23 protein-coding genes and 2 rRNA genes are annotated in these 24617 nt (G+C 58.5%); 15 read left to right on the plus strand and 10 right to left on the minus strand.

Features of this window, described 5'->3' with window-relative positions; translation table 11 throughout:
* The 4 genes from BLT65_RS42125 to BLT65_RS42135 form a co-directional block, all read left to right on the plus strand.
* A 23S ribosomal RNA gene (locus BLT65_RS42125) occupies positions 1–246 on the plus strand; the annotation flags it as partial.
* 194 nt (positions 247–440) lie between these two features.
* A 5S ribosomal RNA gene (rrf, locus tag BLT65_RS42130) occupies positions 441–554 on the plus strand.
* A gap of 830 nt (positions 555–1384) precedes the next feature.
* Entirely contained in the window at positions 1385–1579 is a 195-nt protein-coding gene (locus tag BLT65_RS46880; RefSeq protein WP_143036671.1) for a hypothetical protein, read from the plus strand.
* Positions 1580–1626: 47 nt separating this feature from the next.
* Positions 1627–2583, plus strand: a complete 957-nt coding sequence (locus tag BLT65_RS42135; protein WP_091790043.1) for a restriction endonuclease — start codon at positions 1627–1629, stop codon at positions 2581–2583.
* A 58-nt stretch (positions 2584–2641) separates the two neighbouring features.
* On the opposite strand, the gene BLT65_RS42140 is transcribed toward BLT65_RS42135, so the two are convergent.
* Positions 2642–3757 (minus strand): NADH:flavin oxidoreductase, encoded by a 1116-nt coding sequence (locus BLT65_RS42140; RefSeq protein ID WP_091789965.1) that lies wholly within the window; start codon positions 3755–3757, stop codon positions 2642–2644.
* A gap of 105 nt (positions 3758–3862) precedes the next feature.
* On the opposite strand from BLT65_RS42140, the gene BLT65_RS42145 reads away from it, so the two are divergent.
* Positions 3863–4765: a LysR family transcriptional regulator gene (locus BLT65_RS42145; RefSeq protein ID WP_091789968.1), complete on the plus strand. Its 903-nt coding sequence runs from the start codon at positions 3863–3865 to the stop codon at positions 4763–4765.
* 131 nt (positions 4766–4896) lie between these two features.
* Here the strand turns inward: BLT65_RS42145 and BLT65_RS42150 are convergent, their stop codons facing one another.
* The 4 genes from BLT65_RS42150 to BLT65_RS42165 form a co-directional block, all read right to left on the minus strand.
* Positions 4897–5457: an RBBP9/YdeN family alpha/beta hydrolase gene (locus tag BLT65_RS42150; protein WP_091789971.1), complete on the minus strand. Its 561-nt coding sequence runs from the start codon at positions 5455–5457 to the stop codon at positions 4897–4899.
* Positions 5458–5734: 277 nt separating this feature from the next.
* Positions 5735–6715: a quinone oxidoreductase family protein gene (locus tag BLT65_RS42155; RefSeq protein WP_091789972.1), complete on the minus strand. Its 981-nt coding sequence runs from the start codon at positions 6713–6715 to the stop codon at positions 5735–5737.
* Positions 6716–6890: 175 nt separating this feature from the next.
* Positions 6891–7949: a beta-keto acid cleavage family enzyme gene (locus BLT65_RS42160; protein WP_091789974.1), complete on the minus strand. Its 1059-nt coding sequence runs from the start codon at positions 7947–7949 to the stop codon at positions 6891–6893.
* Between the two features lie 145 nt (positions 7950–8094).
* Positions 8095–8688 (minus strand): hypothetical protein, encoded by a 594-nt coding sequence (locus BLT65_RS42165; RefSeq protein ID WP_091789977.1) that lies wholly within the window; start codon positions 8686–8688, stop codon positions 8095–8097.
* 40 nt (positions 8689–8728) lie between these two features.
* On the opposite strand from BLT65_RS42165, the gene BLT65_RS42170 reads away from it, so the two are divergent.
* The 7 genes from BLT65_RS42170 to bktB all read left to right on the plus strand — a co-directional run bounded on the left by BLT65_RS42170 (position 8729) and on the right by bktB (position 16281).
* Positions 8729–9850: a porin gene (locus tag BLT65_RS42170; RefSeq protein WP_167306649.1), complete on the plus strand. Its 1122-nt coding sequence runs from the start codon at positions 8729–8731 to the stop codon at positions 9848–9850.
* A gap of 83 nt (positions 9851–9933) precedes the next feature.
* Entirely contained in the window at positions 9934–10395 is a 462-nt protein-coding gene (locus BLT65_RS42175) for a hypothetical protein (RefSeq protein WP_091790045.1), read from the plus strand.
* Between the two features lie 39 nt (positions 10396–10434).
* Positions 10435–10752 carry a hypothetical protein gene (locus tag BLT65_RS42180; RefSeq protein WP_143036672.1) on the plus strand — a complete coding sequence of 106 codons (318 nt, stop codon included), beginning with the start codon at positions 10435–10437 and terminating at the stop codon, positions 10750–10752.
* A gap of 244 nt (positions 10753–10996) precedes the next feature.
* A complete protein-coding gene (locus BLT65_RS42185) occupies positions 10997–11842 on the plus strand; it encodes a TauD/TfdA dioxygenase family protein (protein ID WP_425273210.1) in 846 nt (281 codons plus the stop codon).
* 234 nt (positions 11843–12076) lie between these two features.
* A complete protein-coding gene (locus BLT65_RS42190; protein ID WP_341865854.1) occupies positions 12077–12835 on the plus strand; it encodes a GntR family transcriptional regulator in 759 nt (252 codons plus the stop codon).
* A 796-nt stretch (positions 12836–13631) separates the two neighbouring features.
* A complete protein-coding gene (locus tag BLT65_RS42195; RefSeq protein WP_244187024.1) occupies positions 13632–14903 on the plus strand; it encodes an MFS transporter in 1272 nt (423 codons plus the stop codon).
* A 193-nt stretch (positions 14904–15096) separates the two neighbouring features.
* Positions 15097–16281, plus strand: coding sequence for a beta-ketothiolase BktB (bktB, locus tag BLT65_RS42200; RefSeq protein ID WP_091789988.1), 1185 nt, complete (start codon positions 15097–15099; stop codon positions 16279–16281).
* A 163-nt stretch (positions 16282–16444) separates the two neighbouring features.
* On the opposite strand, the gene lhgO is transcribed toward bktB, so the two are convergent.
* Entirely contained in the window at positions 16445–17725 is a 1281-nt protein-coding gene (gene lhgO, locus BLT65_RS42205; RefSeq protein WP_091789991.1) for an L-2-hydroxyglutarate oxidase, read from the minus strand.
* Positions 17722–18657 carry a glutarate dioxygenase GlaH gene (gene glaH / locus BLT65_RS42210; protein ID WP_244187027.1) on the minus strand — a complete coding sequence of 312 codons (936 nt, stop codon included), beginning with the start codon at positions 18655–18657 and terminating at the stop codon, positions 17722–17724. The genes lhgO and glaH overlap by 4 nt, the downstream gene beginning before the upstream one ends.
* Positions 18658–18757: 100 nt before the next feature.
* Between glaH and BLT65_RS42215 the strand changes: the two genes are divergently transcribed.
* Positions 18758–19684 carry a LysR family transcriptional regulator gene (locus BLT65_RS42215; RefSeq protein ID WP_091789994.1) on the plus strand — a complete coding sequence of 309 codons (927 nt, stop codon included), beginning with the start codon at positions 18758–18760 and terminating at the stop codon, positions 19682–19684.
* Between the two features lie 424 nt (positions 19685–20108).
* On the opposite strand, the gene BLT65_RS42220 is transcribed toward BLT65_RS42215, so the two are convergent.
* The 3 genes from BLT65_RS42220 to BLT65_RS47520 form a co-directional block, all read right to left on the minus strand.
* Positions 20109–20519 (minus strand): hypothetical protein, encoded by a 411-nt coding sequence (locus BLT65_RS42220; RefSeq protein ID WP_091789997.1) that lies wholly within the window; start codon positions 20517–20519, stop codon positions 20109–20111.
* Positions 20520–20684: 165 nt separating this feature from the next.
* Positions 20685–21200: a DUF2199 domain-containing protein gene (locus BLT65_RS42225; RefSeq protein ID WP_091790000.1), complete on the minus strand. Its 516-nt coding sequence runs from the start codon at positions 21198–21200 to the stop codon at positions 20685–20687.
* Between the two features lie 4 nt (positions 21201–21204).
* Positions 21205–21645: a hypothetical protein gene (locus BLT65_RS47520; RefSeq protein WP_091790002.1), complete on the minus strand. Its 441-nt coding sequence runs from the start codon at positions 21643–21645 to the stop codon at positions 21205–21207.
* A gap of 1093 nt (positions 21646–22738) precedes the next feature.
* Here BLT65_RS47520 and BLT65_RS42235 point away from each other — a divergent pair.
* Together BLT65_RS42235 and BLT65_RS42240 are read left to right on the plus strand one after the other, a co-directional pair.
* A complete protein-coding gene (locus BLT65_RS42235) occupies positions 22739–23500 on the plus strand; it encodes an enoyl-CoA hydratase/isomerase family protein (protein WP_091790004.1) in 762 nt (253 codons plus the stop codon).
* A gap of 54 nt (positions 23501–23554) precedes the next feature.
* Positions 23555–24616 (plus strand): ABC transporter substrate-binding protein, encoded by a 1062-nt coding sequence (locus BLT65_RS42240; protein ID WP_091790006.1) that lies wholly within the window; start codon positions 23555–23557, stop codon positions 24614–24616.
* The last annotated feature ends 1 nt before the right edge of the window (position 24617 follow it).

Consider the following 24617-nt stretch of genomic DNA (forward strand, 5'->3'; position numbering starts at 1 on the left):
GAGAGGACCGGAGTGGACGAACCTCTGGTGTACCGGTTGTCACGCCAGTGGCATCGCCGGGTAGCTATGTTCGGAAGAGATAACCGCTGAAAGCATCTAAGCGGGAAACTCGCCTTGAGATGAGATATCCCCGGGGCTTCGAGCCCCTTGAAGGGTCGTTCAAGACCAGGACGTTGATAGGTCAGGTGTGGAAGCGCAGTAATGCGTTAAGCTAACTGATACTAATTGCCCGTAAGGCTTGATCCTATAACAGGTGTGTCTCGTGTCGATGATCGTTAGTGCTTCAGCACTTACGGGCATCCCACTCCCGAAGGGAGTACGGACACGCACACGGTTGAGAGATCAGTGTTGTGCCAGAAACAACACAACCCAACACCCTCTTTACGCTTCTTCCAGATTGGCTGTGGCGCACCCCAGATGCGACGCAGCAACCCGTCATGCCTGATGACCATAGCGAGTCGGTACCACCCCTTCCCATCCCGAACAGGACCGTGAAACGACTCCACGCCGATGATAGTGCGGATTGCCCGTGTGAAAGTAGGTAATCGTCAGGCTCCTTACCCAAGACAAGACCCCGCCCTCAAAAGCGGGGTCTTGGCGTTTGTGCGGCCCTTGCAAGAGCGCCCCCGACTCTGGGGTGATGCCGATGTAGGCATGGAAGGCATGATATTTCATCGATGGAACTCCCACTTTCGCGCAAATTATCGCAAAGCGGAAGTTGGCGCAGCGTGAAGGTTTCAACGAACGGCCCAAAGTCAGTTTTCGAGCGCGTACAGTCGGACAATTGATGCCGCTCGTTTATCGCACGGATCCGTCAGTCGAACGACTGGTTCACTCCGAAACCAGCCCGATGCTCAATGCGAGCATATCGGCCACTGCTGCTGTTGGGGCGGCGCTACCGCTACGTCAGCAATGTGGCGGACTGCCGCCGGCGAGTAGACTCGGGGTATTCAATGACAGCTTTCTCGATCGACGAACTCACCTTCCCGACCCGTTGCCGACGCTCAAGTCGATTACAGGGTAACGGCAGGTATGAGAGAACAACGGTCCCCTGTCACTCTTGGCACCCGACATCTCCTAGGCCGATCCTGTTATTGGTTCTGCCTGATTCAACGCGTCGCGGGCCCTCCTATCTTCCCTCCGTCCACCGCCCTGGCCAGGTGGTACGTCGACCAAAATTGGCGTAGCTCCGGACCGGAAACCCCGCCGCCCGCGACGCCCGCCTAGAGTAAGCATTCGTTCTGTGACAACTCACCGCACGCGGCCATTCGTCAGGCCCTCATACTGAAAGCGTTCCGAAAGACCAGCAATAAGACCCACCAAAACTCAGCGAGCTTCTCGGGCAATAGGAATTTTTATTGATCTCGTAAGTGAAGGCCTCGCCATGAAAACGCTTAAACCGCTGAGACTTACCGCCACTCCCGCTCTCCCTGGTCTCTCCGGCGCGCACGCAACGGGCGTTATGGCCACGATGCCGAACGACGCAGAAGGCTTCATCGAACTTTCGGACGGAAGCTGGGACGCCAAGACCGCCGCGACGTTCAGCGGCATCTGTGAAGCGGGCAGCCTACTACAGTAACTTGTAGATGTTGATGTCGCGCAGCGTGTGCTATGAAGGGGTCAAGAGTGGGCAACAGGAAAAGGAAGCAGTCGGTCTCTCACGTACTGCTGGATGCGCCGTGGTGGGTTTCGGCCTTGCTGGCGTTGGCAAGCTACGTCATCTTCAACGCGGCTGTACCGGCAGCTATGGCAGCGAATCACGTCCTGCGCGGCGTGGTCACGATGAATCGGCTTTTTGCATGGGCTCCGGCAACGATGTTTGCCTTTCTTGTGCTGCTGGCCTATCTGCGTGCTCGGAAGCGTCAGGCGGCGCCCGATTCTGCGCCGGGCGCCGTATCGCCCTTGCACAAGGAGCCTACTCTCCGTGTTGTCCGCACGAGCGGTCCCGTCAGGAGAATCAGTTCGAATACAGCAGGCCAAATCGACGAAGCCAGCTCGGCGTCGCGTGCGAAGCCCACAGAATGGACCATCAGTGCTATCAGACAACTCGAATGGAAACGATTTGAGATGCTGTGCGTCTGGTACTACGAGGCCAGGGGCTTCACCGTCAAGGGGGTGCCCTTTGGTGCTGATGGCGGTATCGACGCCACCCTATACAGGGATGGGCAGGAAGCTCCGATTGCGGTCGTCCAGTGCAAAGCGTGGCGGACCCCTGTGAAGGTTGAACCAGTGAGGGCTCTTGGCGGCGTCATGCATTCGAAAAAGGTGAAGCACGGCGTCTTTTGGTCACTAGCAGGATTCATCGGCCAACCAGTTCAGGACTATGCCTCTCAGGCTGACATTCTATTGGTGGATGGCGCAGGCATCGTCGAACGTATTCGTGCCTTGGAAGCCGGCAAACAAGCGAAGCTGCTTGCGCTGGCGTTCGAAGGCGACTACCAGACGCCAACTTGTGTGGCCTGCGGCGTGAAGATGGTACAACGACAGGGAAAGGGCGGGTCGTTCTGGGGCTGTCGTCACTATCCCAAATGCAAAGTCACTATGGCGCGTGCGGCACAAGTTCTAGATGAGAGGCGGATTTAATTCAATCGAATGGCTGATTCCTGAGTGGAACGGACACTTGAATGCCCATTGCTCTTGTTCAGTCGACCGTCCGCACGGACAGTTCTGCCTCCTTGATGTTCGCTACCGGTTGAAGAATCGAACCATCGAATGTTCTGGGTTCACGTTTTTGCAACAGCACTTTCGGCAAGTCAGGGTTGGCTAGCGCGCCGCGTCCTATCGTCACCAGATCTGCACCGTTCTCCAGTGCGTTGGCGATTCGATCCGCTGTATGCAAGTTGCCATTCGCAAGGATCGTGACGTCCGGTGCATAGCGACGGGCCAGCGCGACGAGGCTATCTGTCTCGCCTTCGAATGCAGGCTGCCACGCTTCGTGTTCAGTGACGTGAATGAAGTCTGCGCCCGCAGCGGCCAGCGTGCCGAAGATCACTTCGGCATCGCTTCGCGCACCCGGCCACTTCGCCGTGAAATCATTGACTTTGCCTTGGGAGATTCGAATGCCGACGGGTACTGCGTTTCCAATGCCCAGTTTCACTTCCTTTACGACGTCGGCGAGCAACTGGACGCGCGCATTCGTGTCTCCGCCCCAACGGTCTGTTCTGCGATTGGTCTCTGCCGTCAGGAACTGGTCGAGCAGATAGCCATTGGCGCCATGAATCTCCACCGCATTGAAGCCTGCGATATTCACAGCACGCCGGGCAGCGCTCACAAAACCCTCTACGGCCTCATCGATTTCGCGCGCGGTCATCTGCCTCGGTTCCGGGTAAAGGCCCTCGCCAAAGTAGAACTCCATCTGCTTGCCTTTCGGACGCACTGATGACGGTCCCACAGTGCCCGTTCGATAGAAGTTGCCTTGACTCAGCGCGCCTGCATGCATGAGCTGTGCGACGACATACGCGCCCCGCTTCTGCATGTCCCGGATGAAAGCCGTCCAGCCCCGGGCTTGCTCGTCGTCCGCCAGGCCCGGCTGAAACCGGTATCCTTGCGAGAACGCCTTGTCGGTATAGATTCCCTCAGTCGTCACAAGACCGAAGCCGCCTTCCGCAAAGCGCAGGTAGTAGTCGAACATGGTCTGCGTCGGATGACCTTTTTCGGTGGCGGTAATGCGGGTCATCGGGGCGACTGCAAGGCGGTTTCTCACTGCGATGCCGTCGCGTTGATATGGGGAAAGGATCAGGGAAGTCGTATCGGTCATTTTGCTGCTCGCGTCGAAGAGAAGGTGAGTGCATGGTAGGCGCCGCGAGCACCGGGAAACAGACATGGGAATGTGAAGCCGCTCTAACACTTTTGGATATAAACGATGCTTCTTCCAGACATTCGAACCTTTCTGACTGTCGCATCGGCGGGAAGCCTGTCTGCTGCGGCCCGACAACTCGACGTCGTGCCGATGCAAGTGTCACGACGGATAGCGGCGCTGGAGGAAGATCTCGGCGTGCGCCTTTTTCATCGGACGACCCGATCGCTGACCTTGACCGCCGAGGGCGAAGCTTTCATCCCGTATGCCAGAGCGATGGCAGACGCAGAGACGGGCGCGCGAGCCGAACTCGGCCCATCACCGGGCAGTGCGTCGGGGGTGCTGCGCATGACGGCTCCAAGCGGTTTCGGGCAGTCGGTCGTGTTACCGATGCTTCCCGCTTTACTGGAAGCGAATCCTGACCTTCGTATCGATATCGATCTGTCTGACCGTCAGGTCGATATCGTGGGACAGGGGCTTGACGTGGCGTTGCGGATTGCGCCGCTCGAAGATTCCGAACTGGTGGCGAAGAAGATCGCGCCAAACCCTCGACTGATCTGCGCGGCGCCCGCGTATCTGAAGAAGCATGGGCGTCCCGCCAGAGTTTCCGAGCTGGACGATCATGCCTGCATCCGGTTGAACGCGGTGAGACAGTGGCCGCTCATCGTGAACGGAGCATTGATACGCAAGCACGTGGACGCTTACGTCACCACGACCAGCGTCGAAGCGGCACGCACGGCTGCCGTGCAAGGGCTGGGACTTGCCCAGTTGACCTACTGGGACGTATTTCGACAGTTGGCCGACAACTCGCTGGAGCAGATTCACCTGGAGGACGCGACGATGGAGGATCTGTCGGTCTGGGCCGTCATGCCGAGCCGACGTTATGTGCCGAACCGTGTGAGTGTTTTTCTTGACGCTCTTCGAAATCAGATCGCCGAGCTTGGTCGAAGCCTCGGTCGCGCACCGTGATGAGGTTCCGGATTCGGGCCAGAAAGTGCCGTTCGTCGATCGTATCGATCAGACGCTCAAACGTCGGTTCAGCTCCAAAAGTAGCCGCCTGACGAAGTATGTGCGAGCGCCTTGACCGCCACGTTAGCGCCTCAACTCAGTTCGTCGACGAATTCCAAAGCACGCGGCCACTCGCCGAACCCCGACGCGGGATTGAGGTGGCCTACAGCGCCCACGTCAACCATACGGCTGCCCCACGCATTCGCCATCTGTGCGACCTTTCCGATCCGCGCAAGAGGGTCGTTCGTGCTGGCTGCAATGATGCTCGGAAACGGCAGCCGCACCTGTGGAATTGGCAACCAGCCGTGCTGACTCAAGACGTCCATCGTCGGATAACCGTCTGGCAGGTGCGACTCGAAATCGGGCGGCGCCGCGAGCAACGCGCCCCCGATCTCACGCTGATGACGCTGCGCCCAATGTACCGTTGTGATCACACCGGCACTGTGTGACACAAGCACCACAGGTCCAGTGATACTGGCAAGCTCCTGATCGAGTGCTTCGATCCTCGCCGCACAACTGAGCTTGTCGTGTTCCAGCGCCGGCACGACGCGCGCATTCCGCAGCTTGCGCGCAAGAATCGTTTGCCAGTGGTCCTCGACATGGTCCCGTAAGCCGGGAACAATCAGGATGGTTGGTGGCGGTGAAGATGTCATTGGCCAGGTTCTGTAAGAAATCAATTGAATGAAGCTGGTCGCACGCTTCGGCGAGGCGTGCTCAGGTCCTTCGGAACATGAGCGCGTCTGGCTCAGTGAAATGAAAATTCGAGGAGCAGAATGCGGCGCGTAATGTGGACCGTTTTTTCGGCGAGGCAGCCGCTTGCCGGGAAATGCACTCCCGGCAGCGGAGCCTTATCCCGTCGCACGCGAGTTGAGGCGGCTGTGCTCTGCAAGCCAGGTCAGCGTGATCGCTGGCGCCCGGCAACTCACACGCTCAAATCAGGAAAATGGAGGAGCCTGTTGTTTTTCGGGCCTCCAGGTCTCGATGCGCCTGCACCGCATCCTGTAGGGCATACCGTTGATTGATCTCGACGCGGATGCGGCCCGCGGCTACGTGGCCGAACAGCTCATCGACCAGTTCGGCCTTTTCGGCAGGATCGGCGATGTAGTCGGCCAGACCCGGTCGGGTCAGGTACAGCGAGCCTTTGCGGGCCAGAATTTGCGGATCGAACGGCGGGATCGTGCCGGAAGCGGTGCCGACGCAGACCATCAGGCCACGGCGCTTGAGCGAGTCAAGCGAGGACATGAAGGTGGCCTTGCCCACGCTGTCGAACACCACCGACACGCCCACTCCGTCAGTCAGTTCGCGCACGCGCTTCGCAACATCCTCATGACTATAGTTGATCGTATGATCGCAGCCGTGGGCGCGTGCTACTTCAGCCTTGGCGTCAGTCGAAACCGTGCCGATCACGGTGAGGCCAAGCATTTTGGCCCACTGCGAGACGATTAGTCCGACGCCGCCTGCTGCTGCGTGAAGCAGTACCGCATCGCCCGTCTTGAAAGGGTAGATCCGGCGTACCAGATAGGCGGCGGACAAGCCTCGCATGGTCATGGCGGCTGCCGTCTCACAACTGATGGCCTCTGGCAGCTTGATCAGCAGCGCGGCAGAAATCAGCCGTTCAGTGCTGTAGGCGCCCAGCGTATTGATGAAGCCTGTGTAGGTCACACGGTCGCCGACCGCCAGATGGGTCACGCCGGCACCAATGGCCTCGACCACACCGGCAGCCTCGTTGCCGAGGCCGCCAGGAAGCGGAACCGTGTAGGTTCCTCCGCGGAAGTAGGTGTCGGCAAAGTTGAGACCTACGGCCACATGCCGTACGCGCACTTCTCCCGGTCCCGGGTCTCCAACTTCAGCGTTCTCAAAACGAAGGACTTCGGGGCCTCCCGTTTCGTAGAATCTAACGATTTTTGCCATAATGTCTCCTGTAAAGGCGTAGTCGCCGCAGTCACCAGCGGCTCGCAAGGCCTTATGGCCTCACCCGCGCCAGAAAAATTCCGGTCAATGTGGGGGCAGTTCTGCATCAGTACTAGTCCGTTGTGGACGATCTGGATGATGCATACGGCGAATGGTATTGTTTTGCTCAGCCGCTTCAGTCCGGTTTGCGCAGGAATCCCTGGTTTCCGCCATTACGGTTAGGCGCGAAACCATTGGCCTGGAGCGTCTCTTCCGCGGTGTCGTAGAAGACGCCAATCTTGCAGATTTCTCGTGCCTGCTTCGCCGTCGCGATCGGTCGACCGAATTCGCCGGCGATACGCACGAGTTGCTTGATCTGCTCCACCGAACTCATCTTGCCCGTGCGGGTCTGGTTCCACAGCACATCTTCGATGCCGCACCGCACGTGTAGACCCAATGCCATACCAATCATGTTGATGGGCAGCACATTGAGCACCGAACTTTCCACGGTGACGACGGCACCGTCAGGTACGGCACGCAACATGTTGGCCAGGTTGTAAATGTTCGCCTGATCCATGCCGCCGCTAATGGCCACCCAGTTCATCACCAGCGGCCCCTTGTAGACGCCGCGGCGAATCAGACGCTCAATCGTTTCAAAGCTGTTGATGTTGTAGACCTGGAACTCACTCTGGATGCCGGCGGCGCTCAGGCGTCGGATGTGCTCCTCGATAAAGCTGGGATTCGAAGGCACGATCATGTCCTTGTAGGTCCCATAGAGTTGAGGGAATCCGCGCGATACGCCTTTGAAGTCGTCGATGCCAGCGTGCTCCGTCACGTTCATCTGCGTTGTGTTGACGGTCACTGTCACCTGATCGGGTTTCGGATCGAGTTCAGCCAGCATGTGTCGGGTATCGTCGGAAAGCCATTTGGCGGCTGCGCCGTCAGATTCGGGCGCGAAGCTGATGGAGCCGCCCACCTGGATGATCATTTCCGGAACCGCCTTGCGCACCCCGGCGATCAGCTCATTGAACATGGACAGGCGCTTGCTGCCCTTGCCATCGGGCTCGCGCACATGCAGGTGCAGCACTGTGGCGCCGGCTTCATAGCAGTCCACGGCTTTCTGGATCTGCTCCGCCATGGTGATGGGGATGTCTTCCGGGAAATCTGAGGGAATCCAGCCCGGCGCATAGGGAGCGGCGGTGATGACCAGTGGCTGCTGGTTTTCGGGATACAGATGGCCGTCAAGAAAGTTCATGTTGTTGCATCTCCAGGTTGGAATATGAATGTCGAGGATGTGGCCGCTGTCGGCTGAATATCTGAAGCGGCCAGTTAGTGGTCATGTCTGGCACCACATCCTGCTCTACATGCCATGCGCCGAATGCGGCTTCTCATGGCAACGATCACGCTCCCGTCACTAGATTCGTTTCTGTCGGGCATAACGGCGGAGCCATGTTCAGTTCGATATCCAGATCGTCAAGTGGGATTTCACTCGACGCGATGTGATGGTGGGCCGGCACCACGATGCCGACCATGCACCCGTAGCACAGGGCTTCATGAGGCACGGCCGCAAGGTTGCTGGGTGGCGTGAATACGGAAGCGAGCCGCGCCGCAATTCGCCGGGCGATGCGAACCTCTTTCACCAATCTCTGGGCAATCGACGGTCTCAACAACATCGGACTTCCTCCGTTCACTGACTTCGCTCCGGTCGCAGCAGCGACGAAGCCATTGTGTTTCGGAGTGTAGTCTCGAACATCATTAATGTCGACATAAATATGGATAAGTACTTTCACCTGGTGCGTTTCCGTCGTCTCGGTATAAATATTAATGTCGACAACAACAAGACTAAGTGTGGCGTGTTTGTCGGTGCTCGATTCACCCAGTCGGCGTCGTCGATCTCCGGCAGCGTCGCCTTCGCTGCGTTCGGGGTGCAGCCAATGGCCGGTCCGTTGGATGAAGTGCAGGTGCGTCAACGACCCCTCGCCGGTGTGGGTCACCGACGGCTCGCAGGCTTAACTGAAGTCAAGAGGAGACAAGGTGAAGAAATCAGGAGTTTTGTTGTTACTGGCAGCATCCATCGCGTCCACGCCGGTATTCGCTCAGAGTTCCGTTGTGCTGTATGGCATCGTGGATACCGGTGTCGAGTTCATCACTCACGCAACCCCAACGGGTGGGTCGCTTGCGCGAATGCCGGTCATCGGAGGCGGAGACGTACCCTCGCGATGGGGGGTGAAAGGTGCGGAAGATCTGGGCGGTGGCCTGAAGGCGATCTTTACGTTGGAAAGCGGCTTTGCCGTTTCGAATGGAACGATGTTGCAGAGCAATCGCCTGTTCGGTAGACAAGCTTACATTGGTTTAAGCAACGCATGGGGGCAACTTACGCTCGGTCGCCAGTACAGCATGCAAACGTGGGGAATGATCGATGCAAACATCATGGGCGCCGCGGGAATAGGTGGTGTTGGTTCGCTTGACAGCGCCTTGCTGTCGGATCGCTTCGATAACTCCGTGGCCTATATGGGCAGATTTGCTGGGCTAACAGTGGGCGCGAGCTATTCCTTTGGCCGGGATGCATCGGCCGCTGGGAACTGCGCCGGTCAGACAGGAAACGATTTTCTCGCCTGCCGCGGGCTTTCCGCGATGCTCAAATATGACGCTAACTCGTGGGGCGTTGCCGCGACGTACGAAGAGTTGCGAGGCGGTCCGGGCTCCGCGCCGATAGCGGTCGTTCCAGGCGCGCCAGGTGTCGGATTTACGAAATCCGCAGACACGGACCGTCGCTACCAGCTGAATGCTCATTTGACCACTGGACCCGTGCGCTTCGGCGTTGGCTGGATACACCGGCTCCTTCACGGCGACACCCGGTCCGCCAGGACAGATATCGAATATTTGGGCGCATCACTGCTATATGGAGCCTGGGTTTTCGATGCTCAGGTTTCACATGTCGGTAATAGCGGAGACGACGCAAACGGCACGCTCGGTGTAGTCCGGGTGAATTACGACTTCAGCAAACGTACTGCAGTATACGGCGTGGTTGGGTATATGAAGAACAATGGCAAGGGAGCCATCTACTCCGTCTCCGCAGGGACTGCCGTTCCTGCCGCGCCATTTCCCGGGTCGAATCAGATTGGTCTTGAAATGGGTATCCGTCATAACTTCTGATGAGCGATGCACGTTAGTCTGGCCAGATGTGGGTGACCGCGAAGTGGCGGGCCAGAGACTCGTGTGCGTGCGAGGGGGGCTGCATGAAGGTCGTTTCTCATATCGACAAGGTGCGCCGAATAGCTGCGCTTCGCCAGCGCCTCGATCCGTTGCGGGACTTCGAATTGTGGTTCTGGTCCACGTTGACCGCGGGCATCAACGTATTCAATACAGCGCTTCACGTCGTCGGCCTGACCCGCGACGATCCTGTCTTTTCAACCATCCCCGGCGTACACGTTGTCAGGCAGCCGGACGGCAGCTATGCCCGAGAACTGCGAGGGCCTGGTGATGTAAGTCATGTCGGTTGGCCGGAAATCGAAGGGGACATACCGCCGCTGATCCGGCAACTCGAAGACGCCCTGTATTCGATCGAGCATCATCGTGACCCATGCATTCGCGGCGATCGAGTGCCGACGCAAGCGATCGTCGACGAGTGTGAAGAGGCATTTGCGCGAATCATGGCTGTATTGGAACGCGTATTAGCAGGCACCCGATATGAAAGCTGAGAATCACCGGCGCAAGGCGGAAAAAACATCGAGAACTCGATGAAGCTTCTTCGTGAAGACGACTGGGAAATGAAAATCGAGGCGGCGATGCTGGCTGGGACGCACTGGGCAAACTACGCGCTACATCGTAGCGAACTCTCGTCGGACAGTGAGGACATCGTTCATAACTCGATGTTGGTCGTCAACATGCTCCGCAAGTATTCCCTCGCCGAAGGCGAATTGCTTGGCGCGTTGACTGAAATCGAAGAGCTTCGCCCGCTCTATGTACGCGGCGATTTACCGGACGGCTCGCACGCTGCGGAGCGCGCAATGGCACTGCTGCATTCGATTCGCGGGCTTGCCTGTCGTTCACGATGACCGCTCTGTAGAAGGGGCGCAATCGCGCGAAGGTTGTCGGGCTTGCACCGATCGACGCATCTCGCAAAGCGATGTGTTTGGGAATTGATAAATTAATGTCGACATAAATTGAGGTAACTGCTATCTTCTAGATACAGGCAGGCAGGAATTTCCATCGTCGCGCTCCGCAGAGCCGTGGAGCGCGTCCCGCGTACACCATCGGGGGCTGCCGGAACAATCATCGAATACCAAGGAGATATCGTTCATGATCAAAGTGGAGAGGCTGACCGCCTGCATTGGTGCCGAAGTGGCTGGCGTGAGCTTGGCAGACGCATCTCGAGATGCATCGCTGTTCGAAGACATCAAGGGCCTGCTGCTCAAACACAGGGTTCTCTTCTTCCGGGACCAGGATATTTCCCGGGCCGAACATATCGCCTTTGCGCGCCGTTTCGGCAAACTCGAAGACCACCCAGTGGCTGGAAGCGATCCCGAGCACCCGGGCCTTGTGCAGATCTATCGATCGGACGCAAAGAATCCGTATGAGAACAACTATCACTCGGACGGGCTTTGGCGGCCGAACCCGTCCATGGGTGCCGTACTCCGCTGCGTCGAGTCACCCGAGGTAGGGGGCGATACGATCTGGGTCAACATGGTCGAGGCCTATAGGCAATTGCCTGACGACATCAAAAAGCGCATCGCGGGCCTGCGGGCAAAGAGCAGTATTGAACACTCCTTCGGCGCTGCAATGGATCCGGAGGAACGAAGAAAGCTTGCGGTACAAAATCCGGAGGTGGAACATCCCGTCGTGCGCACGCATCCGGAGACTGGCGAGAAGATTCTCTATGTCGGAAGCTTTACCACGCATTTCGTCAACTACCACACGGTTGAGAATGTCCGTTACGGTCTGGACAAGACGCCCGGCGCAAGTCTTTTGTTGAGCTATTTGCAAAGCCAGGCGTCGATCCCCGAGTACCAGGTACGTTTCCGATGGAAGCCGAATAGCGTTGCTGTCTGGGACAACCGATCGACGCAGCACTATGCGGTAATGGACTACTGGCCGGCGCCGCGTAAGATGGAGCGAGCCGGAATCGAAGGTGACATACCTTACTAACCGGCTGCTGCGAGTCGGGTGCGTGTCTGCACCTGACGGGTTGTCGTGCCCCCCGGGTCCGGGAGACCGGTTCCTCACGATTGAGACCGGATTCTTGTCGACATTACAATGCCGAAGACTATAATGTCTAAGCGTTAAATTCGACAAAAACTCGTTCCGTCCTACGCCATGGCCCGTAATAAAACGCAAAACCTTCCCGATCTTTCCGCGCTCCTTACGCCCAGGAATTCACTGATGCTGGCGGTCGAGCGGGCGGTCCTGCGTGGACACGAATGGGCGTACGCATCGGCGCCGATTGCCGAGCAGATCGCCGTCCGGTTAGCTGGCGTTATCACGCTCGACCTGGTGAAAGCGGGGCAGCGTCTGCTGGAGAAAGATATCAGCGAGGTATTGCACGTCAGCCGCGCTCCCGTGCGGGAGGCGATGCGCATTCTGGAGCGCGATCGCCTCGTCGAGTTTCAGGCCCGGCGTGGAGCAATCGTGACTGCGCCTGACGAAGACGAGCTTCGAGACATATTTCGTGTGCGCAGCGTGCTTTACATCACGATGCTGGAGCAGGTGGCGCGCGAGTGCCCTGTCGAACTCGAAGCGTTGTTCGACACACATATGCCCAGGCTGGTTAAAGCGGCTGAGGAATCGGCGGACGCTTACGCTGTGGAAAGTTTCCTTCTGAATTTCGCGACGGTCAGTTTGTGCAACAACCGGCTTCTTGTCGATGTCCTGCACTCTATTTCATTGCGAACGCTGCGCTATGTGCGGCTAGGATTCGTGGCCGCACCGCAAGCGATTCGCGCGTCGTTAAAGGACTGGCGCGCGCTGCAGAAGGCCGCAAGCAAGCGGGACAGCGAACTGCTGCTTTCTCTCGCGGCCTCGCGATTGGACGAGGCGAAAGATGTGGCCATTCGCGCACTCGCTGCAAACGCGACCGACATCCGGCGCGCGCGTTCTCCAAAAGCGGCTCAATCCAAAGTAGCGGCCGCCTCCGTGGAGTGAGCCGTTCTCCCTGCGCCCGACATGCCTGAGTCACGCGCGCGCGGGATCCCGTCTGGCGAAGCGCCGCCGCGAACTTTTTCATCATCGACGGCGCAGCTATCGTACCCGCGAGGTTGATCAGATTGAGCGGGGCGTCTCCTGCATGGAGACGAGTCGGCGCGCAATGTCCTGTCGCCGATCCAGTTTCATTCCAGGCAATTCCTGCTCGCGCCTGGGCTGGGTACGCCGTTCAACTTTCGAGCCCCTCGCCTTGGTACGCCCAACAATGGTCCGCACAACGATAGTGTTCAGTGCGGTTGTCGGCTCTTCAGGCCCGACGCGGCGCATCAACTGGAAAATACACTCTTGTCAGACTGTGCATCCTCCTTGGATCACACCCGCACAGTTGCTCATCGATGCGGTTACTGATTCAAAGCACATCGAGTTTCGAGTTCATCCCGGTACCTAAAACGGAGTATCCGTCATTCCCGCCCAGGGTTTGCGCCAACGCGCGACGTTCCGCTATCGGGTACAGCACCGGGAGTGAGACGAGTTTCGTAATTAATGTCGTCAAAAATAAAACACGGTGCTATCCTGAGTCCGAGTGAATGTCTTGCAATCGGCGAGTACCGACTCTCCCGAAGACTACTTTTCTGGTGGAGGAGTCAACAGTTATCAAGATGCCGAACCCGGCATTCAGGTCCGAAGCACGCACGGAGACACAAAGAATGCGTCCGGCGTAGCTGACGGCAAGCAGGAAACATCGAATTTGTGAATCACGGAGGAGACAGAATTGAACATGTATACGAGTAACGCAATGCCGACTGAGCCAACTGTAGCGGCGAGTGCAACCCGGACCTACGCATGGGTGGTATTTGCATTGATGTTTTGCCTGTTGCTGTCCGACTACATGTCGCGGCAGGCAATCAATGCCTTGTTTCCCATCCTGAAGGTGCAGTGGCAGATGTCCGATACGCAACTCGGCTCGCTGAGCGGCGTGGTGCCGTTGGCGGTCGGCATACTGACACTTCCGTTCTCCATCGTGGCGGACCGCTGGGGTCGGGTCAAAAGCATCGCCGTGATGGTCGCGTTGTGGAGTCTTGCCACGCTTGGGTGCGCAGTCGCCAGCAACTATCACGAGATGTTCATCGCCCGCATCTTTGTTGGCATCGGTGAGGCCGCCTACGGAAGCGTCGGCATTGCAATGCTGATGAGCGTCTTTCCGAAGCATCTTCGTTCTACCATCGCTGGCGGGTTCACGTCTGCCGCTGCGTTCGGGTCCGTGCTCGGTGTTTCGCTTTCCGGCCTCATTGCGACGCACTTCGGCTGGCGCTGGTCGATGGGCATGATGTCGATCTTTGGCTTTGTGCTCGTGATCATTTACTGCCTCCTGGTCACGGAAAAAAGACTCGCTCATGCGAATCCTGACAACACGGGTGGAACACCCATGTATGGTGAAATAAAGCTGACGCCTCGCGCGCTTCTCTCCGGCCTGTTTCCGGCGCGCTCCGTGCTGTGTGCGTACATCGGCTGCGCACTTCAGATATTCATTCAAGGCACGCTCTTCGTGTGGCTGCCTAGCTACCTTAATCGCTACTGGGGCATGCCGGTGAGCAAAGCGTCCCTGGTGGCAGCCGGGCTCGTGCTTGTGAGCGGCATGGGACAACTCCTATGTGGCGTGTTAACCGACAGGATCAGCGGCGATTCCCTGGTCAGAAGATGGAACATGGCCATTTGCTATTGCCTTCTGCTCGGCGTCTTGCTAGAGATCGCATTTCGCTTGCCGCAGGGCAATTTGCAACTCGCACTCCTCGTACCCGCTGTGTTTTTTCTCGCCAGTTCGTTCGGCACCTGTAGCGCCATCGTCGCGGGTGCAACATCACCCGCTATCCACAGTTCGGCATTTGCCACGATGACGCTCTTCAACAACATATTGGGTCTCGCAGCTGGTCCATTTCTCACGGGTGTGTTTGCGGACTCAGTCGGTCTTCAGGTCGCGTTGCGCTGGCTTCCGTTCGCGGCCATTCTGCCGTTCGCGGCGTACCTGTTGGGCCGGTGGCTTTACCTGGCTGAAAGTCGACGGGCTTGAGCGTACTGGTGAACCGGCAGTGCGCCTTGGCTGAGACTTCTTCAGCACCACAAGCGGGGTGGCGCGCCTTCTATCGCTAACGAAATTGTCTCCGCGTGTGGGGCGGCGCAGTCTGCGCCGCATTGATTCAAGTTTTTCTCAACCTCTGCTCCAACAAGGTGAAATCGGATCGGATTAGCGTAGGTGAACAAATATGAAGCGCGAAGTGGTGGTTGCAAGTGGTGTTCGGACTGCGATCGGTAGTTTTGGCGGTAGCCTCAAAGACATCGCGCCGACTGAACTGGGTGCCAAAGTCGTACGCGAGGCGCTCTCGCGTGCGGTTGTCGACGGTGCGGAAGTGGGGCATGTCGTTTTCGGCAACGTCATTCACACAGAGCCGAAGGATATGTATCTGGCGCGCGTGGCCGCCATCGAAGGAGGCGTGTCTCAACACGCGCCCGCGCTGACGGTGAACCGCCTGTGCGGGTCTGGATTACAGGCCGTTATTTCAGCATCGCACAGCATCCTGCTGGGCGACGCCGACATCGCGGTCGCGGGCGGGGCGGAAAATATGAGTCGCGCGCCATACGTCGCGCCTCACGCGAGGTTCGGCACACGCATGGGCGACGCGAAGCTTGTCGATATGCTGCTCGGCTCGTTAACGGATCCATTTCATCGGTACCACATGGGCGTAACGGCGGAAAACGTTGCGCGGCAGTTCGGCATCTCGCGAGAGGAGCAGGACGCGTTGGCGCTCGAGTCGCATCGACGCGCTGCACACGCTATCGCGCAGGGCTATTTCAAGGAGCAGATTCTGCCCATCACCTTGAATGGAAAAGGCGGCGCAACGGTTTTCGACACCGACGAGCACGTACGTCTGAATGCCACGCCTGAGGACTTCACTCGACTCAAGCCCGTATTCGAACGCGACGCCGGCACGGTAACAGCAGGGAACGCTTCGGGCATCAACGATGCAGCGGCGGCGTTGGTGCTCATGGAGCGTGCGACTGCCGAGCAACGCGGGGCGCGGCCATTGGCACGGTTGGTTGCGTATGCGCACGCCGGCGTAGACCCGAAAATGATGGGCATCGGACCCGTGCCGGCGACTCGCGCGGCTCTGGCGCGCGCGGGGCTCACCGCCAACGACCTCGACGTGATCGAGTCGAACGAAGCGTTTGCAGCACAAGCATGCGCGGTGTCCAGAGAGTTGAAGTTCGACCCTGAAAAAGTGAACCCGAATGGTTCTGGAATTTCGCTGGGTCATCCGATCGGTGCGACGGGTGCGCTTATCACGGTCAAGGCAATTCACGAACTACAACGCGTGGGTGGGCGCTACGCGCTGGTTACGATGTGCATCGGTGGCGGGCAGGGTATTGCCGCCGTCTTCGAGCGCATGTAAGTGTAGACAGATTACGTTGCCTGATCACGCGCGGACGGGTGAAGGCATCGCTCCACGTTGACGTGAGTGTTGCCTTCAGATGTTATGCACGCCGTCTTGCTAACCGGCGTTCACGTGCGAAATGCCGCTTAACGTCTTCAAACACGTTCTTCCGGCGGGAGCGTCATCCGATGGCCAGACCGCATGGTTGAGCGGTCGATTGCGGCTGGAAGCGCGGAGCAAGACCGAAATGCTTGTCGAATGCTTCGACGAGATAGGCGCCGATGGGCAATGAGGAAGTCGCCGCCGGGGAGGGCGCGTTGCACACGTGCAGGCTGCGCTGCGACGGGCGGATCAGGAAATCGTGCACCATGCTGCCGTCGGCCATCACAGCCTGCGCGCGCACGCCCGACGGATAGGGTTCGAGGTCAGACAGCACAAGCTCCGGACAATACTTGCGGCACAGTTCGAGGTACCCGGTCTTCCACAGCGAGTTCCGCATTTCGCTGAGCCCGGATGCGCCGTGTTTTCCGAGCATCTTCCAGAATCCAGGGAAAGCTGCCATGCCGGCGAGATCCTTCAGATTGGCGTCGCGCCAGCGGTATCCCTCTCGCGCGAGCGCCAGGACCGCGTTTGGACCCACGGTCACATATCCTCCGATCATGCGCGTCAAATGCACGCCAAGGAAGGGCAGGGCAGGATCGGGCACTGGATAGACCAGATGCTTGACTATGTCATTTTTGGTCGTTGGCAAACGGTAGTATTCGCCGCGAAACGGCACGATACGGAAGTCGAGATCGACTTTGCACATCTTCGCGAGGCGGTCCGCCATCAAGCCAGCGCAAACGATGGCATGCCTTGCACGGAAGCGGCCATTCGACGTTTCCGCGGTAATGCCGTTTTCGTCTTCGTGGAGTGCCTCAACGCGCTGATTCAGAGCGATCTGCACGCCTCCGTCCCGAGCGAGCCGCGCCATTGTCTCGGTCATGCCCCGATAGTCTGCAATGCCGCTGGTTGCCACCCGGATTGCTGCCCGTCCGGCGATGCGTGGCTCCAGTTCTCGTAGCGCCGCTTCGTCGAGCATCTGCGGTTCGAGCTGGTTCTGCTGACAACGCGTGTACAGGGCATTGAGCCTTTCGACTTCGACGTCGTTGGTCGCGACGATCAGTTTGCCGCATTGCTCGACCTGCACGTCGTGACGACGGGCGAACGCGTAGGTCGCTGCCGCGCCGCGTCTGCAAAAATCGGCCTTGAGGCTTCCCGGTGCGTAATACACGCCCGCGTGAATCACGCCGCTGTTGTGACTGGACTGATGAGCGGCGAGCGCGGCCTCCTTCTCGAGTAGCAGTACGCTTATTCCCGGATGCCGGTCGATGAGTTGCATGGCCGTCGAGACGCCGACGATGCCGCCGCCCACGATCAGCACGTCGGCGTCGTAGCCTCGGTGATGCTGAATGGTGGTCATTTCGAGAACACTCCACGTTGGCGCATCAGTTCGCGATGCAGCGCCGGATGCTTCTGAAACGGCGCCCGGCCATGCAGCCAGAAATAGTTGTTGAGGACCACGAGATCGCCGGTGGGGAGCGGTACTTCGCGTGTCGCGGACGACGCTTCCATCGATGCCGACAGGTCATGCAGATAGGCGGCTTCAGCGGGTGAGCGGGGTTGCACGAACTGGTCGATGAACGACATTGCCAGACCATATTCGCTCTGGAAGAACACCGGGCGTTCGACTTGCTCGTTGACGTTCTTCGAGCCAGGCGCCTTGTAGAGGAACGCCCGTGTGCTGAGCGGGTCGTCGAGGAAGGTGCCGCGCTCGCTCCAGTCGTCGATATGCAAGAAGCGCGACTCACCGCCGACAGCGTTCTCTTCCGCGAACTTCATCATGAGCAGCCACTCTGTCGGCTCATCGACGAAGGTTCCGTCAGTGTGCAATGTGAAAAGACGGTAAGCCTGGCGCAGATAGGAGTCGCTGTTGTCCGTGTCTTTGACAAGGAAGCGGGCGTAGTACGTACCAGACATGGCATCGTGATTCGCCGGTCCGAGAAGATAGCCGATCGCCGTTCCGAAGCGGACGAAATCCCCATGATCCGCAGTCGTGTCCTGGACGCCGATGGTAAATCCCCCGGTGCGGCGGTCCTGCACGAGCTGTCGAAGCGCCTCAGCAAAGCCGTCGCCAACCGCCTGCACGAGCGCGCTCGCGACCTTGAAGCGGATGAACGGTACGTATTCGAGGTTCTGGAGATCGATGTCTTTGACCGATGAGAAGAACTTTCTCAAAGCATCACGTTGCACCGTGATATGACGCAGACGTTCGTGATGTGGGTGACGGTCGATCGAAAACGTCGATTGCGTAACGACCGCTGCGGCCATTGGCATTGTTGTGACGGTGCTCATGAAGGTGTCCATCAGGAAGGAAGTGTTGCTATTGGACTCCTTGTCTATGATTGGTTAAACCCATATAAAATGAATTTTTATTCGATAAATCAGATTAAAAATGATCGACAGTCGACAGATCAAGCTGTTCGTCGCTTTGGCAGAAGACTTGCATTTCGCGCGTTCGGCCGACCGGCTCGGAATCGCACAGTCGGTGCTCAGCCAGCAAATCAAAAGGCTCGAATCCGACCTCGGCGTGAGATTGCTCAACCGCAACAAACGCGCGGCGATTACGCTGACTGACGCAGGCGGCATCTTTCTGGTCGAAGCAACGGCTGCGCTGAGACAGCTGGAGCGTGCCGATCGCATCGGCCGCCTGGCCGCCAGAGGTCAGGCAGGTCAAGTTGCGCTTGGCTATATCGGTTCGGCCGTTACAACCGGGTTGCTGCCGGACACACTCAGAGCATTCCGAGCGGCAAGCCCGGATGTTCGCATGCACATCGTCGCGATGGAAACGCCGAACCAGTTGGAACGCTTGTCGGACGGGGCTCTTGATATCGGTTTTATTCGCCCACGCGCGCATTATCCCGATGGGGTCACTGCGAAGGTTGTGCAAAGCGAGCGCCTGTTGATCGCTCTGCCAGCGGACAGTCCGCTTTCACGCGCGAAGTCTGTAAAGGCCTCGCAGTTGCGGGAGCTGCCATTCATTGCGCCGCAGTTCAACGAGGCGGCGGGGTTCGCCGAAGACCTTGCCAGGCTCGGTCGAGTCGGTGGGTTCGATGCACAGCCGGAGTACAGGGTCAACGATTTCATTACTGCGGTGAGCATGGCTTCCGCGGGCTACGGCGTGGCACTCGTGCCGCAGTCCATCTGCGGATTCGCTCAACCCGGCGTCGTGTTCAAACCATTGAGCGACTTTGACGAGCATGTCGAACTCGCAGTCGCATATCGTATTCGCGAGCATTCGCCTTGCGTGCGGGGCTTTGTCGATGCAGCGCTGTCATATGGCGTTGCGATGCAATCGAGGGCACGCCGCACAACGCGTTAGCGATTCGTGTCGCAGCCATTGCGAACGCATCGGGCGACTGGAGCGGTCACTTACCGCCAGAAGCCGGAACAGACGAGTGCATGGCGGTGATCGTCAAGTCGGCCGGGCAGACTTCAGTCGCTCTGACTCGACGTAGCAAGTGGTTGAGACCCATAACCGTTGCACGGGCGATGCGATGGCATCACGCTCGGATCCGGCGCGGAATGAGAAGCCCGCCGAGGATAGCCGGACGGCCGTTGTGCTCCGGAACCCGCCGTTGACCTTGTGCGCGCTCGAAAGGCGGCTCAGGGTCGCTATGTAAACCTCTTCATAGCGACCCTGAGCCGACCTTCGGCGTTCTCAAGAGCGGCCGTTCGGAGACGCATCGATCCTGAACATACGCCGGTATGTGGGCACAGCCGTCTTAATGGGATGTTCTACCCAACTAAAGGTACTTGAATTTTGTGATCTGTACTTTGCTATTGAATCGGGCAGCCTTGAACTGGACTGGCTCCGTCGTGTTTGCTGTTGTTCGCTCCATAATCCACGGAATCGGTTGATACGTCATCTTTCGGCCGTTGACAATTAAGTCCAGTATCTCGTATTCCTCCACGTAGGCACGCGTCAAATAGCGTCCACGAGTTTGCCACTCCCAATGAGCGGGCACAATTCGCTTTGCTATGACCGTGGCCTGTCCTGTCTGCGTCTTCACTCCAGCAAAGTTGGCAATGTCGAACAATGCTTTGGCGATACAGGCGAGGATGACCGTGTAGAAGAAGAAAACCACGCCTGCGCCACCAAGCTGACCGCGATTCAGTAACGTGAATGGAAGCGACACAACGTTATGCAAAGGCACTCTTGATCTCCAGCTTGGAGGAAGACCGGTGCAATGCGCTGAGTGACGCTCCCACGCAAGGCTGTTGATTCTCCCTCGGACCTGGCCGAATTGTCGGCAATCCAGCCGCACATGGCGAGCGTCCGTTCCTGGTCCGACGTTTGACCAACACGGTCGACGCGAGCGCTACAATACCCCAGACTTCCCATGCAAACATATCTCGGCGATTTCCTGAACACGAGCCATGGTGATGCCATGGCATTGTTCAAGTGACAGGGGATGATCGATAATATCGAGGACGATTGTGGGTCGTTGTCCTAAAACCATGGTATGCACGCTGACACCGAGACTCAACGTTGAAGGCTCATAAGGCAGTGCGCTTTGCAACCAACCAAAATACGGCGGTTCGGTTTCGCGACCTTCAATGTCCCAGAGTTCACATGTCCGCGCGAAGTTTCTCTTGCTGAGTGAAACCCAAGACAACCAGACGAAAGGACCTGGACCGTCGACGACTGGGAGAAGAATTCGACCCAATATAAAAAAATGCTCGCCGTCAATCACACATTGATCGGATGTCAGTTCGCCACGCGTGACACGTTCCGACTCCGGCATCGATAGCCATAGCGCTGGCGCGTTCGGCCCGAAGCACATCGGTAATCTGTCATGGTATTGCCCGCAGGTACCACAAACGAAGCCATTCATTAAATCACCTTTCCGCATCACCTTTCGCTCTCTCTTGTGCGTCTTTCAGACATTCGACGTACGCGGTTCTTGTGGCGAGTTGATTCGCCGCCCGTGGATTCGGGCCAAACAGCGTTTGAAGGAACGGGGCGTAGTTGTGTACGTAACATGCGTCGACACGCTCAGGAGGGGCTCCGATTATCTTTGCGACGCAGGCGACGTGCCTTTGTCGAATCTCCCCGGGAATCTCACCCTCCCTGAGGCTATAGAAATTGGTTACGAATCGATTGAAATCGGGATTACTCGCCAACTGATCGGCCAATTGCTCACGCATCTGGTCCAAGGTCACGCCGTCCGCACGCTGTCTCGCCAGACTCTGCTCAATTGTTGATCTCGCGAGACACGGGGTTATGTGCACCCAGAGTGGATCGACGCCTGTCATCCGGCTCAATTCTTCTTCCGTCATGTCTACGCCTTGCGCAAATGCCGGAAGGGTGATCAGGCAGTTGAGACAAGTCGACAGAATGAGCAGCAAAAGAAGGCGACGCATGCTTTGTGTGACAGGGAATGAGATTTGGCCGTGGTGAGTGAGCGTTCCGCCAACCGTCCGAAAATCGCGATCCGCGCGTCGAACATTGGCTTTCGCCGCTCTGTTAATCGACGTCTGATGCGCTGCTCATCCTACGACGGAAACGCGACTTCGACACAAAGCGATATCTTGGCCTAACGGCCGTTGGGACGGAAACTTGAGCCAAGGGGAGCCGCGCGGCACAGACAGAAGGCGTCGCAAGTTGTTCCTGACGGCGCCGCGAGGACGGACCGCCCACGCGAGATTGTCAGCGATTCGCCCGGGACCGTCGAACGGCCGGAAATGGCCGAGAGCACCAGTTCAATGAGGGTGCTGCAGATCTGCGTTGAAATTTTCAACGGCAGCTTACGCGCGGCTTCTGTGAATGAGTACAGCCGGCCATGAGCCGTCATTTCCCTACGCCGGTGGCGGGACGTTCAGATGCCTGCAATGCACCGGTCATCGGACGTTCGCCATAAGGATGCAGGGCAGTTCTCAGAATCAACATCGAACGGTGACGGTTGACAGACTATGCGCCGATGCGTCGTTGCATCCGAGCGCTAAAACTACGCGAAGCTACCCGCACCTCCGCGGTCGCATTGCCGGCCGGCGCTCGACTTTGTCGAGCATGCTGACACAGAAAGCATAGCTGCGCCGATAGCGTTTTGTGACGGCGGTAAACGCGCCACATCGAATCTCGACGCGTGCGAGCCATCGCTGAATCGCAGGTATCACGCTTGCGCGTTCGCGCACGGTGCTATTTGGGCTGTCATTTCGGTGTCTGCGACATGGATCGAGCCCGCCGGCGAGCGGCTTTCTCGTGTGTGCGCCGAAGTGGAGCATCTTCGATATTTCCTCGACCGCGCGACACATTCGCCTCGCGCGCGCTTTTTTCCGCCGAGTTGCCCTTCTTCCGCGTAAACCCGCTTGCACCTTATTTTTGATGGTCCTATATTGCATTTCACCATCAACTATTACGATGCGATAAATCATGAGTGACGACGTTCTGTTTTCGAATCACGGCCGCGTCGCGGTCATCACGCTGAATCGTCCCGAACGGCTGAACGCTTGGACCACGCCGATGCGCGAATCGATCATTGCGGCGCTCGGGCGCTTCAACGCCGACGCCGATGTCGCCGCGATCATCATGACGGGCGCGGGCAATCGCGCGTTCTCGGCGGGGCAGGATCTGGCCGAGGCGCACGACTTCGACGGCGAACGCGCCGTAGCGTGGGTCAAGGAGTGGCAGCGCTACTACACGACGCTGCGCGGCCTGTCTAAGCCGCTCGTGATGGCTCTCAACGGCACGGCTGCAGGTTCGGCGTTTCAGGTCGCCTTGCTCGGCGATATCCGCGTGGGCCACCCGGGCGTGCGCATGGGCCAGCCGGAGATCAATGCGGGCATCGCCAGCACGACCGGGCCGTGGATCATGAATTCGATGCTCGGCATGTCGCGCACCATCGAGCTCACGCTCACCGGCCGTCTGATGGACGCCGACGAGTGCTATCGCATCGGGCTGATTCATCACATCGTCGACGAAGACAAGGTCTTCGAGAAAGCGCTCGAAATCGCCACGGAGCTCTCCGCCAAGCCGCCCGTCGCGATGCGTCTCGACAAACAACGTTTCCGCGAGATGACCGAGCCGGGTTTCGTCGACTGTATCGAGGCGGGGGAACGTATTCAGCGCGAGGCGTACGACTCGGGCGAGCCCGCTCGCATGATGGAAGAGTTCTTCAAGAAACGCGCCAAATAAAACGGGCGGAAGCCGGGCAGTTCCTTCTCAACCCTAGTGCGAGAGACCTGAACCATGACACAAGACTTCAATCCGACGCGCCGCCGCATTCTGCACGGCGCGGGCGCGCTCGCCGTGGCCGGCATGATGCCGCTGGCCGCACGCGCTCAAACTAAGCAGATCGTCGTATCGGACCCGGGCGGCCCATACACGACCGCGTATCGTGAAGCCTTCTATGACCCGTTCGAGAAAGCGACGGGCATCAAGGTCGTCAGCGTGGCGCGCGAATCGCAGCCGGTCGCGCAATTCGCGGCGATGGTGCAAACGAAGAACTATGTGTGGGACGTCACCACGCTGACGCTATCGGCGGACATTCCGTATCTCGAAGCGAAAGGGCTGCTGGAGCCGATCGGCCTGAAAGCGAGCGACTATCCGGACATCATGCCCGAGGCGATCACGCCCAACTGGCTTGGTGTCGACGTGTATTCGACCGTGCTCGCGTATCGCGCGGACAAGTTCAAGGACAACGGTCCGAAGTCGTGGGCGGACTTCTGGGACGTGAAGAAATTCCCCGGCCGCCGCTGCCTGCGCCGCAGTCCGCTCGACACGCTGGAACAGGCGCTGCTCGCCGACGGCGTGCCGCTCGACAAGCTCTATCCGCTCGACGTGGACCGCGCATTCAAGAGTCTCGACAGGATCAAGCCGCACATCAACATCTGGTGGACCTCCGGCGCGCAGGCGATGCAGGCGATCCAGAGCGGCGACGTCGACATGATCTCGACCTGGAACGGCCGCGCGCAGGCCGCAAAGGACAGCGGCGCGCCGGTGACGATCGTGTGGAATCAGGGCCTGTATTCGATCGAAGGCTGGGGCATTCCGAAAGGCACACCGCACGCCGATGCCGCGAAGCAGTTCGTGCGCTTTTGCGCCGACGCGAAGCGTCAGGCTTCGCTCACGCGCACGCTCGCGTACGGCCCGACCAACAAGAAGTCCTTCGAGACGATCGGCAAGGAGCGCGCGACGCTCCTGCCGACCGCCCCTGACAACATCAAGGACATGAAGCTGCCGAGCCCGCAATGGTGGGAAGAGAACCGCCAGAAGGTCACCGAGCGGTTCAATTCGTGGATCATTTCGTAAG

This window comes from Paraburkholderia steynii (assembly GCF_900100565.1).
GTDB classification, from domain to species: domain Bacteria; phylum Pseudomonadota; class Gammaproteobacteria; order Burkholderiales; family Burkholderiaceae; genus Paraburkholderia; species Paraburkholderia terrae.